Source organism: Chryseobacterium sp. D764 (assembly GCF_019317325.1).
Lineage (GTDB): Bacteria > Bacteroidota > Bacteroidia > Flavobacteriales > Weeksellaceae > Chryseobacterium.
This window is the reverse complement of sequence record NZ_CP079219.1, coordinates 4,249,087-4,261,130: the sequence shown is the minus strand read 5'-3', so window position 1 is coordinate 4,261,130 and position 12,044 is coordinate 4,249,087. Positions and strand designations below refer to the sequence as shown.

General features: G+C 35.6%; 13 protein-coding genes. 7 read left to right on the top strand and 6 right to left on the bottom strand.

Annotated features, from left to right (window positions below; genetic code table 11):
* The first annotated feature begins 1 nt into the window (after nt 1).
* Together KYG33_RS19480 and KYG33_RS19475 are read left to right on the top strand one after the other, a co-directional pair.
* The gene (locus KYG33_RS19480) at nt 2-289 is read left to right on the top strand and encodes a GNAT family N-acetyltransferase (RefSeq protein ID WP_175627200.1); all 288 of its coding nucleotides are present in this window, start codon (nt 2-4) and stop codon (nt 287-289) included.
* A gap of 185 nt (nt 290-474) precedes the next feature.
* Nucleotides 475-2,034 carry a sodium:solute symporter gene (locus KYG33_RS19475; protein ID WP_077414033.1) on the top strand — a complete coding sequence of 520 codons (1,560 nt, stop codon included), beginning with the start codon at nt 475-477 and terminating at the stop codon, nt 2,032-2,034.
* A gap of 69 nt (nt 2,035-2,103) precedes the next feature.
* Here KYG33_RS19475 and KYG33_RS19470 read toward each other — a convergent pair whose 3' ends face one another.
* Nucleotides 2,104-4,341, bottom strand: coding sequence for a reprolysin-like metallopeptidase (locus KYG33_RS19470; protein ID WP_077414032.1), 2,238 nt, complete (start codon nt 4,339-4,341; stop codon nt 2,104-2,106).
* A gap of 327 nt (nt 4,342-4,668) precedes the next feature.
* Here KYG33_RS19470 and KYG33_RS19465 point away from each other — a divergent pair, with 327 nt between their 5' ends.
* The 3 genes from KYG33_RS19465 to KYG33_RS19455 all read left to right on the top strand — a co-directional run bounded on the left by KYG33_RS19465 (nt 4,669) and on the right by KYG33_RS19455 (nt 7,124).
* On the top strand, nt 4,669-5,187 hold the full coding sequence (locus KYG33_RS19465) for a hypothetical protein (protein ID WP_077414030.1): 519 nt from the start codon (nt 4,669-4,671) through the stop codon (nt 5,185-5,187).
* Nucleotides 5,188-5,297: 110 nt separating this feature from the next.
* Complete coding sequence (locus KYG33_RS19460; protein ID WP_219072263.1) at nt 5,298-6,149, top strand: transketolase; 852 nt, start codon at nt 5,298-5,300, stop codon at nt 6,147-6,149.
* Between the two features lie 30 nt (nt 6,150-6,179).
* Entirely contained in the window at nt 6,180-7,124 is a 945-nt protein-coding gene (locus KYG33_RS19455; RefSeq protein WP_034697001.1) for a transketolase family protein, read from the top strand.
* A 191-nt stretch (nt 7,125-7,315) separates the two neighbouring features.
* On the opposite strand, the gene KYG33_RS19450 is transcribed toward KYG33_RS19455, so the two are convergent.
* The 5 genes from KYG33_RS19450 to KYG33_RS19430 form a co-directional block, all read right to left on the bottom strand.
* Nucleotides 7,316-7,837 (bottom strand): hypothetical protein, encoded by a 522-nt coding sequence (locus KYG33_RS19450; RefSeq protein ID WP_232539062.1) that lies wholly within the window; start codon nt 7,835-7,837, stop codon nt 7,316-7,318.
* Nucleotides 7,815-8,294 carry a hypothetical protein gene (locus KYG33_RS19445; protein WP_077414026.1) on the bottom strand — a complete coding sequence of 160 codons (480 nt, stop codon included), beginning with the start codon at nt 8,292-8,294 and terminating at the stop codon, nt 7,815-7,817. The genes KYG33_RS19450 and KYG33_RS19445 overlap by 23 nt, the downstream gene beginning before the upstream one ends.
* Before the next feature lie 69 nt (nt 8,295-8,363).
* Nucleotides 8,364-8,924: a hypothetical protein gene (locus KYG33_RS19440; RefSeq protein ID WP_139348472.1), complete on the bottom strand. Its 561-nt coding sequence runs from the start codon at nt 8,922-8,924 to the stop codon at nt 8,364-8,366.
* Nucleotides 8,925-8,931: 7 nt separating this feature from the next.
* The gene (locus KYG33_RS19435) at nt 8,932-9,468 is read right to left on the bottom strand and encodes a DUF4375 domain-containing protein (RefSeq protein ID WP_077414023.1); all 537 of its coding nucleotides are present in this window, start codon (nt 9,466-9,468) and stop codon (nt 8,932-8,934) included.
* Between the two features lie 39 nt (nt 9,469-9,507).
* Nucleotides 9,508-10,041, bottom strand: a complete 534-nt coding sequence (locus KYG33_RS19430; protein ID WP_219072262.1) for a DUF4303 domain-containing protein — start codon at nt 10,039-10,041, stop codon at nt 9,508-9,510.
* Between the two features lie 847 nt (nt 10,042-10,888).
* Here KYG33_RS19430 and KYG33_RS19425 point away from each other — a divergent pair.
* A complete protein-coding gene (locus tag KYG33_RS19425; RefSeq protein WP_077414021.1) occupies nt 10,889-11,074 on the top strand; it encodes a grasp-with-spasm system A modified peptide in 186 nt (61 codons plus the stop codon).
* A gap of 96 nt (nt 11,075-11,170) precedes the next feature.
* Nucleotides 11,171-12,043 carry a hypothetical protein gene (locus KYG33_RS19420; protein ID WP_077414020.1) on the top strand — a complete coding sequence of 291 codons (873 nt, stop codon included), beginning with the start codon at nt 11,171-11,173 and terminating at the stop codon, nt 12,041-12,043.
* The last annotated feature ends 1 nt before the right edge of the window (nt 12,044 follow it).

Genomic DNA, 12,044 nt, shown 5'->3' with positions numbered 1-12,044 from the left:
CATGATCGAAGTAAAACAAAACAACGACGAGAAACACGGAAGTTTTGAAGCTTTCATAGATGGAAGTAGCGCAGGAGTGATGACATATACCTGGGCGGGAGAAGAAAGATTTATTATAGACCACACCGAGGTGGAAGAAGCCTACAACGGAAAAGGTGTAGGTAAGGAAATGCTTCTGGCTGCAGTGGATTTTGCCAGAAAAAATGGGAAAAAGATTATTCCCCTCTGCCCTTTTGCTAAGGCAAGTTTCCAGAAAAGTGAGGAACTTCAGGATGTTTTAGTGAATTAACCACTGTTTTCCACCCTTACAATACAAACCTTTCAGAGTATTTCTGGAAGGTTTTTTATTTTTATGCAAATTACAGACTGTAAAGCAAATTAATAATCACAATTTGTTCTAAAACTAACAGTATTTTAAATTCATGATTCACGACTGATCTTTTTTATATATTTGCTAAAATTTAAAAATCAAGCATGAATTCAGGAACTATCCTTTTGCTATTTGTTTTCATCTATTTTATCGGCCTTTTGGTGATTTCTTATTTCACCAGCCGGAATTCTGATAACCAGTCATTTTTTATCGGTAATAAAAAGAGTAAATGGTGGCTCGTTGCATTCGGAATGATAGGAACCAGCTTAAGCGGAGTTACTTTTATTTCCGTTCCGGGAACTGTAGGAAAAATGACCGGCTCCGAATATATTTACGGAGGTTTTGAGTACTATATGATGGTCATCGGATTTTTCATCGGATATTTTATCGTTGCAGCCATATTGCTTCCGCTTTATTATAAGATGAACCTCACCTCTATTTACACCTATCTGGGGAAAAGATTCAATGTAGAAGCTCATAAAATAGGTTCTATCTTCTTTATTATTTCAAGAGCAATTGGTGCTACGGCAAGATTATATCTGGTCGTCAATGTTTTACAGATATTCTTACTGGAAGGACTGGGAGTTCCATTTTGGGTAACTTCTCTTATTCTTTTGCTGATGGTCCTTCTGTACACTTTTGAAGGGGGGGTAAAGACAATTGTCATTACGGATACCCTGCAGACTTCTTTTATGATTATCAGCCTTGTAGCATGTATCGTTTATATTTTATCAAATCTGAATTTATCATTTGGGGAAGCATATACTATTCTGGAACAGAAAAACTACACCCATTTCATCAATTTTGATCCTAATTCCAAAACCTTTTTCCTGAAAACAATTTTAGGCGGAATTTTTATTACGATTGCAATGACTGGGCTGGATCAGGAAATGATGCAGAAAAATATCTCTGTAGACAATCTTAAGAATTCAAAGAAAAACATGCTGACCTTTGCAGGAACACTTCTTATCGTGAACCTTGCATTTTTATTCCTGGGAGGACTGCTTTATCTTTTTGCATTACAGCACGGAGCAGAATATGGAACTCTGAACTCTGAAACAGTGACGAATATTTTCGGATTTAAAGATAGTGCCGGAAATATTAAAAATATAATGGGAGACGACCTTTTCCCGGCTTTATCACTTCAGGGGCATTTCCCAATGATGATTTCCGTTATTTTCATTATCGGATTGATCTCAGCGTTGTTCCCTTCTGCAGATGGTGCTTTAACGGCTGTAACCAGTTCGTATTGTGTAGATTTATTAAACCTTAATGAAGATAAAACCAAAACTGAAAAAGAAAAGAAACGTCTTCGTATGAAAGTGCATTTGATTTTCACCGTAGTTTTCTTTATTCTGATCATGGTTTTCAAATCATTGAATGACAAATCTATTGTTTACCTGATCATGGAAATTGCAGGATATACCTACGGACCGCTTTTAGGCCTTTTTGCTTTTGGAATTTTCACAAAGTTTCAGATCTCCAGAAAATATTCCATCCTTGCAGTAACTATTTTAGCACCTGTACTTACCTATTTGATCAATCTTGCTGTTACCACTTATACCGATTACAAAATTGGTGTGGAACTGATTGTTCTTAACGGACTGCTGACCTTTATCGGTCTTTGGCTGGTAAAAAACAAAAACTATTTAAAAGTCGTTTAATCTTTATAAAAATCTAAAAAGGCTGTCCTCAATTGAAGACAGCCTTTTTTATTTCAGTAAATGGATTCTTTATTCTTTAATCCACTTGATTGTTTTCTCTATATTCTTAGATTTAACTTTAATCAGATAGTCACCTTTCACCAACTGAGACAAATCAAAAGTACCTACTTTATCATGGTTCAATTTATTATTAGCCTGAGTGAATACTAATTTTCCGCTTACATCGTATACAGTCATATCATACACTTCATTTGAATTGGTAAATTTAATATTCAGAAGCCCTTTACTTGGATTAGGATATACCACGAATACATCTTTATTTGTAGCAATTTCATTCACACCCAGTGTTTGAGTGATGGTAAAATTAATAGGGTTAATATTATAAAATACATTCGTTTCTGCTGCCACCATAATTCTGGCCTGCGTGGTCGTTACATTAGGAATGGTAACGGTCTCGGAGCCATCATTTGCAGTGGAACCTAAAATAAGTGTTGGATACGTAAGACCTCCGTCTGTGGAAAGGAAAATATTTACAGTAGCACAATTTACAGGGAAAGCAGTTGTATTCGCTACATCCCATGTTATGGTCTGAGTAGAATTACCTGCCCAGTTTACCGCTGTAGTAGGTGCAGTTACATTGAACGGTCCTGAATTTCCATCAACAGTAATAATAGCATCATCATTCGTAACTCCTGCACAACCTGCATTATTATCTCTTACAGTCAGTCTGAACTCCATGGTTCTGGCATAGGCTGGTCTAACTTCTCCTTTGGATACCGTTCCATTGATCACGTCTGTAAGTTTCGGGAAATATCTGTAAGGAACGGTTACAGGCACATATGATCTGAATATAGCAGCATTCCCTGTTGGGGCATTCCAATCACTTGCTGGTCCTACATCATTCTGTTCCCAGCTGTAAGTAAGCGGATTATTGTCTATATCTGTAGCAGATCCCTCTAATCTGAACGGTGTACTCTTAGGGATGGTATAATCACCTCCGGCATTTACAGAAGGCGGAAAATTGTTAGAAGGAATGGTCACCTGACATGTTGTTGACTGAACTTTCGCTGTAATAGACTGGAATGATTTGGTATGGAAAGTAGGAATACTGTTAGAAGCCAAGTTATTTGTACTTCCACAAATTCCGGCATATGCCATAATCGTAATTCCGCTTCCGGGCTCTACGGCATTGGCAGCACTTCGGTTTCCTCCTCCACAGCTTCCTGTAGTTGCATTAAAAGTATGCGGACCTCCAAACTGATGTCCTACTTCATGCGCTACATAATCAATATCATAAGGGTCACCAACAGGGTTAGGGGAACCGGTAATTCCTCTTCCTTTATTGGTTGCATTGCAGATTACTCCTAATCCGGCTAATCCACCACCACCTGTACTGAAAGTATGTCCGATGTCATAATTAGTATTTCCTATCAGTAAATCAATCTGAGTCTGGCTTTCATTAATTAATGTTCCTGCAGCATTATTCCCGTTAAAAGGATCAGTAGCAGCATTTGTAAAAACAACATTTGTTTCATTATCCACCAATACCAGTCTTGAAGCAACTTCCTGCTCATAGACTCCATTTACTCTGTTTACTGATGTTACAATTGCTGAAAGTGTCTGTGCTATAGTAGGAGCGGCTGAACCAGTGGCTGCTACAGCATATTCTCCAGTACAAGCCACAGCCAATCTAAAAACTCTAATTTGAGTTCCTACGCTTGGGCTTACGGTTTTTTGAGCGTTTTTTTTTCCCAATGGAGAATCGTCCTCATCTTTTACTCCGCAGGATCTTGGATTTTTATCAATTAAGTCACTCTTTTTATAAATAATATAATTGTTAATATCCTGTTTTGCATAAGGATCAATGTAAGTATCCCCTGCTACCACAGATTTTATCTGCGCATGGAAACCAAGCTCAGTAAAATCAAGCTTTATAGTAGCATATTTATCATCAACTCCCTGTCCTGTAAAAGTAATGATCTGTGGAAACTGGCTGGCTAATCCAGGAGCCATTACCGAAGATTTCCAGATTTTGAATTTCGCTTTCGTACCGTCAGGCATTGGCAACACAATAATGGGTGCATTATCTTTACGGTCGCTGTCTTTCAATTCCGGAACGGAATTAAAATAACTTTTCATTCCAGCCACATCCAATGTATAGGTTAATGACTTTTCCGGTTGTACAGTCCTGTTTTTAGGATCTGCTTTGATGGACCTCTCACTGATCACGGTAAAAAAGTCCTGTGCTTTCCCTGAGGAAATAGATATAATAAATATCCCCAGATAAAATAATTGTTTAATTTTCATATATAATGGTTTGTAATTTTTATTAATTCAACTAATAATACCAAAAACTAAGAAATAATCAGTTAAAGGTTCATAAATCAAATAATATTGAATTATAAAAATAGTTAAACTTATCCAAATTTATATATGAAAATTTAAAAAAAGCATGTTTTTTTTGTACAAACAGCAACAATCTAGCTACCACAAAGCCTTCAACTTAAGAAGTAAATTTTTCTTTATTTAAATAACTAATTTTATAGACTTTTTCATTTTAATTATCTTTGATCCGAATGATATAAAGTCATTCAAAAATTCAACAAAATAAAAAGAAACAAAAATCAAAAAACTATGAAAAAAATTATCTCAATTTTAATGTTTGCATTCACATTCGGATGTATGAGTGCTCAGGAAAATTTTGAAGTGTCAACATTAAGAATCGGACCGTTTAAAGTCTTCATGCCCAAGGCTGAAGCTGAAAAACTTGCAGGAACAAAACTTACAAACTCTAATGGGGAGAAAAAAAATACAGTAAAGTATAATGGGGAGGCCATCCAGATTGATCTTTTTGACAATTATATTAACGAAGCCAATCCTAGTGTGCCTTCTATTACTTACATGACAACAACGAGTAAAAAATTTAAGACCAAAAGCGGAATTGGGGTTGGAAGCACCAGAGATGACCTTATCAATGCTTACAGAAATTATCCCAACTTCAGTGTACGCCCGGATTGGGATGACAATAGCAAACCTATTAAAGATTCCGGTTATTTTAATATTGAAGACAGCCAGGCAGGAACTCTATTAAGCTTTAAATTTATTAATAATATAGTAACCGAAATCTCTGTTTACCTCAATGAAGGCTGTTAAAAGCAGGAAAATATTCAAATTAATCAAAATCCGGGTTTTCATATCCGGATTTTTGCATTTCCATAAGCCGGTAAAAAATTGTAAATTCGCGTGCAAATAAATCAGACATAATGAGTAAAAGTATTGAAGAGCTAAAATCTCTTACTACACAGATCAGAAGAGACATTTTAAGAATGGTTCATGCTGTAAATTCAGGACACCCGGGCGGAAGTTTAGGTTGTACAGAATACTTCACAGCCCTTTATGGAAAGGTAATGAACTATAAACTTCCTTTCACAATGGAAGGCAAAAATGAAGATCATTTTTATCTATCAAACGGGCATATTTCTCCGGTATTCTACTCTACTTTAGCAAGATTTGGTTTCTTCCCTGTTGAAGAACTGAGTACTTTCAGAAAATTAGATTCAAGATTACAGGGACACCCTACTACTCATGAGGGACTTCCGGGAATCAGAGTCGCTTCAGGTTCTCTTGGACAAGGACTTTCTGTAGCTCTTGGTGTAGCTCAAGGTAAAAAGTTAGATGGTGATCAGTCTCTTGTTTACACTCTTCACGGAGATGGTGAGCTTCAGGAAGGTCAAATCTGGGAAGCATTGATGTATGCTGCTGCTAAAAAAGTAGATAATATCATCTCTACTATAGACTACAATGGTCGTCAGATTGATGGGGATACAGATGATGTATTAAGCTTAGGAAATCTTCATGCTAAACTTGAAGCATTCGGATGGATTGTTTTGGAAGAAAAGAACGGTAATGATCTTGAAGCTGTGATTGCAATCCTTGAGAAAGCAAAAACAGAAACCGGAAAAGGCAAGCCGGTAGCCATTCTTCTTCATACAGAAATGGGTTACGGGGTTGATTATATGATGGGATCTCATGCTTGGCATGGTAAAGCTCCTAATGATGAGCAGCTAGAAACAGCATTCAAGCAATTGTACCTAGAAGCTCCAGCTGATTACTAATATCTTAACATCTCGATTAATACAATAAAAATGAAATATACATATACAGAAAAAAAGGACACTCGTTCAGGATTCGGAGCAGGATTGGCAGAACTGGCGGACAAAAATCCTAATGTAGTAGCACTTTGTGCAGACCTTATCGGTTCTTTGAAAATGGAGAAATTCATTGAAAAAGCTCCGGAAAGATTCTTCCAGATAGGGATTGCAGAAGCGAACATGATGGGGATTGCTGCAGGTCTTAGCATTACAGGAAAAATTCCATTTACAGGAACTTTTGCTAACTTCTCTACTTCAAGAGTATATGATCAGATCCGTCAGTCTATCGCTTATTCTAACAAAAATGTAAAAATCTGTGCATCTCACGCAGGTCTTACTTTAGGAGAAGATGGAGCTACCCACCAGGTTCTTGAAGATATTGGTATGATGAAAATGCTTCCTGGAATGACGGTTATCAATACTTGTGACTACAACCAGACTAAAGCGGCTACCCTGGCGATTGCAGATTTTGAAGGTCCTGTATATTTAAGATTCGGAAGACCGGTAGTTCCTGTTTTCATTCCGGAAGATATGCCTTTCGAAATTGGAAAAGGAATTATGCTTCAGGAAGGTACTGATGTAACGATTGTTGCAACAGGACACCTTGTTTGGGAATCTCTTGTAGCGGCTGACGAGCTTGAAAAAGAAGGTATTTCTTGTGAGGTCATCAACATCCACACAATTAAGCCTCTTGATGAAGAGATCATTCTAAAATCTGTTGAAAAAACAGGTAAAATTGTAACGGCTGAGGAGCACAACTACCTTGGTGGTTTAGGAGAATCTGTTGCAGGTATGCTTGCAAGAAAAAGGCCTACAAGACAGGAGTTTGTAGCGGTAAATGACACTTTCGGAGAGTCTGCAACACCTGCAGAATTGATGAAGAAGTACAAAATTGATGCTGCTGCAGTGAAAGAAGCTGTAAAGAGAATTTTAGCTTAAGATAAGCTATTTTTATATAGACAAACCCCGGCTGTTTCCTTGAAACAGCCGGGGTTTTTATTAGATATTTGTAAAAAGTTGATTGTTGTAGTGCATATAACCACCCGTCAAAAATCCTTTGAATTTTGTCACCCCTGCAAAGGAGAAGAATGGTTATATTCCTTTTTCATAGTATTAGTTTTTATCCTTCATTATTGTTCTGATTGATGATTTAGGGGAACTCCAGCAACGATCAAAACAGGAAATAAGATTTTTTCTACATACTCATCTTCTCTTTTGTCTGAAGCTTTTGAACCAGAAAAGTAATTGCTGATTCTGTAGTTTTTCACAAACTGATTTCTCTTTTTCCCTATTGAATAATAATAGCCTCCTCTTTCATCATTGACAAAATAGGTCATTTCATCAAAATTCATGAGCTTTTTGGAAAGTAAAAGTTTTCTGTAAATACACTTCTCTGATTTATCAAAAATATATTTCACCGGAACCCTGAAAAATAAGTCAAACAGGAAGTAAACCATGTAAATTATCCACAAACCCAATGCAATTTTGAACTGGTCACCGGACATTTTATCCATAAAAAAGTATATGATCAAAGGAAGAGCAATAACACCCAAAGCCAACCACCATACCAAAACACGCAGGAAATTGTAGTTGGGCATAAAGCTTATTTCACTTCCGTTTTCCTGAAACTTATAGCGGTCTCGGATATCCATTCTCTGGATTATTAATGTTCATAATATCCTCCGTTTCATTTACCATCTTCTGTATTCCTCTTTGTGTAAGAGCCTGGCCTATAGTAAGCTGCTTTTCTTTACCATTAACTTCAAAATAAACAGACAGCATCACATTGGTAGTGATAAAACCCATGTATTTTGTTGCCAGCACATGAAAGTTTCTGAAATTCTCTATCGGATAGGTTCTGGCCGGAACAAAAATGGTATGTTTTCCTGTAATCGTCATGCGATCCATATCAATGATGAATTTCTTGGTGAAAAAATTAATCAGAATAAGTGCTACCACAGCAATGATAACGTAGCTAAGAGTCCTTACGCTGTTAAAGAGCAATCCTGCCACAATCAGAAAGATAATGCAAAGTACCGTTATAAATACCGGCTGGTTCTTAAAGATATACTGATTACCCTCCTGTTTATAAAATTTGTAGTTGTTCATAATTAATATAATTATTGTTTATAATTTGATTTGTTTTTAATGTTCTGAAAAGGTTTTATTGTAGGACAGTTATTCATAACGCAGTGCTATTTCATCCTCATTAATGGTTTTCAGGGTATTTAGATCTGTTCTGAAATAGGTATCATGAATTGAGAAATAGGCATCTGTTTTTACGCCGGTCTGTTCTGATGCTCCTTTCCAGACATCAAAAAACCATTGTTCAAATAACCTGTATTTTTCATCATTATATTCATCCAGAATGTCATCAAAATCATCACCTTCATAATTGTCCTCAAAATCTGAAGCTTTCTGCCATATCTTCTGTGGAATCAAGCCGCTCCATTTTTCATTTCCATTATCATTGTTATTCTTTTTGGTTGGCAAAAACATGATTTCTGTTGCAATTTCTCCCTTATGGTCTACGCCCCAGAATACAATATTCAGATAGTCAAATTCATATTCAAAATAAAAAGCTTTGATATGAGCCTGCGTATTTCCGTTCAGATAATTGATACTTTCACCTTTCAGCAAATGAATAAGGTCTTCGGTAAACTTTCCACTGATTCCTGCCAGATAGTTCTTAAATTCAATATTGAGGTTTTCAAGATCTTCCATAGATTGAGGTTTCATTTAAATTTTAACGGTCGATTTTCCTTCCTACCCATTTCTCCAGCTGCGAGAACATTTCATCAATAGACAAAACTTTCAGATCTGGATGGTTCTTCAGCCATTGCGAATGAAGCTCTGTTAAGTTTTCATCCAGACTGTAAAAGGAATCATTTTTCAAAATATCTCTCGTTTTGTTAGGTCCGAAATATTCACTTTCCAGGAACTCTTTCTTTTCTCCTTCTTCCATATTTTCTACTTTTGAAGACTGTTCCAGAAATAGTTCCCAATGTTTTTGGGCACCTATTTTCTTTAAACCTTCTTCAATAATCCTGTTTAGTTCTGGTGACCATCCGGAATTCCAGACAAACTGAGAAAAATTTCCATTTTTATACTGACTGACATAATAGTCGACATAGTAACTGGTTATTGAATCTTCATGCATATTTTCTTCTCCAACTCCTTCTTCGTGTAAAAGATTGACAACAGAAATATTGGAATTGATGACATCATAAGGATCACTGCTGTTAAAAGAGGCTTCTGAGACAATTATTTTATCGGGCTTCATATGTATATATTTAAAGTGTTTTTTTAATTTGTCATACTTTTAATTGCCCCAGGTAGCCATCCAGTTAAGATATTCACTTTTATATTCATTATCATTAAGTCTGACGATAATATTTTTCAGTTCCTCCTCTTCAAACTCATAATCTGAGACCGTGAAAATCAGGAAAATATCTTTGCCTGTTATCTTTGTGAAAAAATTCTCATTTCTAAGCTTCTCCAGCACTTCAATGCAGATGGAATATAACTTAGTCTGAAAACCTTCAAACCATTGATCATCGTCGTCATGATTATCCAGTTCTTCTCTCAGTTGAGTACAGATATCACCAAATTCTTTTTCCGCTCCCTCCATTTCATAAGTCCATTCTGCCGGTTCATATTTATTATAAAGAGCATCATCTTCATCTGCCATTTCCATAACTTTCATTGTATTGACAGCAGGACATACCGTCATTGCGCCTTCATCACTGTACAGTGCAAAACTGTAAACTCCCTCTGCCCCATGCTTTTCATACACTTCTAAAAAAGCCTTCCTGGCAGCATTTTCTATCTGCTGTTTTAAAATTTCAAAATCCATACGTCTTTTCTTTTTTAAAATGGGCGGTAAAATTACCTTTATCTTATCAAATCAGCACATTATATTCTTTAGAAGGCTGTTCAATTTCATGATTATAGCTATCTGTTTTTATTATACAGGAACAATCCGGGAATCAAAATAGCTGCCCCAATCAGCAAAGGAACCAATTCTCCATATTTAAACAACCAGAAAGCTTCTCTGGATGATCCTATTTTCCGAGTATCATATGTATATACCTTACTTTTATATTTAAACCACATAAACTTTTCACCACGGTGTTAAAAAATTTCATTTTTATGACTCAATATTGTCTATCTGAATTAATTTATCTGAAACCAATGCTTTTTCTGTGAAAATTCACAAAAAAAGCACATCATTTTTGAGCAGAAAATCAGTACTTTTTTATAAAAACATGCTTTGTAACATACAAATTTCTTTCAAAATAAAAGAATTATCGTGTGATTTCTAATGTTAAATTCATTCATTCCGCCGTATTGTACAATAGAATATATTACTGCATAATATCCTATACTATTCCTAAGCTTTCTTTACATTATCGGACTTCACTTTATACTTTTCAATATTTGGAATATTTCACTAAATCCTCTGACATATACAGAATTTGCACATGAATATGTGTACACAAAATAAACAACTCATTTACATGTTTTATCCCATTGAAGTGAACTGAATATTGATAGATTTGAAAACATCAACGTTGACGGAAGACATTCTACATTTTTGCATTGTATGTGTACAGTACATGAAAACATGTGAATTATTCACCCCAAATGTCAGGGTTTACATGACATAAATAATTTACACAACACAACAAAAAATTATCAACATGAAAAAGTTAATCGGTATGAAGAGTAATTTCTCTTCTTTGGAAAACAAAAAAATGAAAAGTCTACAATCTATCAAAGGTAGTGGAGACACTGCAATCAACTATGTTTCTACAAACAAAGGAGAAGTGTATGATAAAGAAACCTGGGTAGACCACAAGCTTTCGTCAACTTTAGACGTCGGATAAAATTTATCTGCAATATATCATACATTGTAAGGGAGGAGTTATTTCCTCCCTTTACAAAGAAAAAAAATCTTAATTGACTTTATAAAACGGATTATAATGAAACGAAATTTGATTTTGAGATATATAGGACCCTTACTCATCATTAGTTTTATATTCTTTTCCTGTAAAAGCAAAAACAACAATTATATTGTGTATTACAACAGGGTAAATGAAATTGACAGCATCTATAGAATCGCCAATCAGCCAGAAGAGGCAATAAAACAATACCGGAAATTATTCAAAAAATATAGTCCGAGAAATCAGGACCGTATTGAAGAGTATGAGACGTACATTAAACTGGCTGATCAATATCAAAAAGATTTCGGAGGAAAGAAAGGTCTTTACAAGCTTATCCCTTTGATTGCTCCTTATGAAGGGTCTGAGAAAAGTTACTTCGGTCTGTTCCAAAAATACGGTATAGACAGCACTGAAGTGAGACAAAGAATTGCAGACTGGAAAAAAGGTTTAAATAAAAGGTTAGTAGATTCTTTCAGTATTGCTTTCATCCGTGATCAAGCAGAAGGACGAAGAAATCCACAGCTTATGAAAAAAAATGACAGAATAAATGCACAACTGTTGAAATGGACCTTTGAAAATTATGGTTATCCTTCTATACAGAAAATAGGACTTATTGGAAATGATGGGGTTTTTATGCCCATGCATCCCTTGTTCAGCCATATGATAGAATCAAAAGAGTATCCGTTTTTTAAAATGAAAATGTTTGAATATGTAAAATCCGGAGAATGTATACCAAGGGATTACGCTAATATGGTAGACAGACATGATCTCCAGATCAAAAAAGAAGAGATGCCTTACGGCTCCTATCCAAGTTATAGATCTGTCATTGATACTGTAAAAGTAAACCGTATCAGAAAAAACATTGGATTGCCAGCTCTAAGACGTTCTTCCAAAGCCAAAAATAAATTGTGAG

Excerpts from the sequence above, each read along its gene's own strand:
- KYG33_RS19480 (WP_175627200.1), top strand. The coding sequence starts at position 2 with ATGATCGAAGTAAAACAAAACAACGACGAGAAACACGGAAGTTTTGAA.
- KYG33_RS19475 (WP_077414033.1), top strand. The coding sequence starts at position 475 with ATGAATTCAGGAACTATCCTTTTGCTATTTGTTTTCATCTATTTTATC.
- KYG33_RS19470 (WP_077414032.1), bottom strand. The coding sequence starts at position 4,341 with ATGAAAATTAAACAATTATTTTATCTGGGGATATTTATTATATCTATT.
- KYG33_RS19465 (WP_077414030.1), top strand. The coding sequence starts at position 4,669 with ATGAAAAAAATTATCTCAATTTTAATGTTTGCATTCACATTCGGATGT.
- KYG33_RS19460 (WP_219072263.1), top strand. The coding sequence starts at position 5,298 with ATGAGTAAAAGTATTGAAGAGCTAAAATCTCTTACTACACAGATCAGA.
- KYG33_RS19455 (WP_034697001.1), top strand. The coding sequence starts at position 6,180 with ATGAAATATACATATACAGAAAAAAAGGACACTCGTTCAGGATTCGGA.
- KYG33_RS19450 (WP_232539062.1), bottom strand. The coding sequence starts at position 7,837 with ATGGATATCCGAGACCGCTATAAGTTTCAGGAAAACGGAAGTGAAATA.
- KYG33_RS19445 (WP_077414026.1), bottom strand. The coding sequence starts at position 8,294 with ATGAACAACTACAAATTTTATAAACAGGAGGGTAATCAGTATATCTTT.
- KYG33_RS19440 (WP_139348472.1), bottom strand. The coding sequence starts at position 8,924 with ATGAAACCTCAATCTATGGAAGATCTTGAAAACCTCAATATTGAATTT.
- KYG33_RS19435 (WP_077414023.1), bottom strand. The coding sequence starts at position 9,468 with ATGAAGCCCGATAAAATAATTGTCTCAGAAGCCTCTTTTAACAGCAGT.
- KYG33_RS19430 (WP_219072262.1), bottom strand. The coding sequence starts at position 10,041 with ATGGATTTTGAAATTTTAAAACAGCAGATAGAAAATGCTGCCAGGAAG.
- KYG33_RS19425 (WP_077414021.1), top strand. The coding sequence starts at position 10,889 with ATGAAAAAGTTAATCGGTATGAAGAGTAATTTCTCTTCTTTGGAAAAC.
- KYG33_RS19420 (WP_077414020.1), top strand. The coding sequence starts at position 11,171 with ATGAAACGAAATTTGATTTTGAGATATATAGGACCCTTACTCATCATT.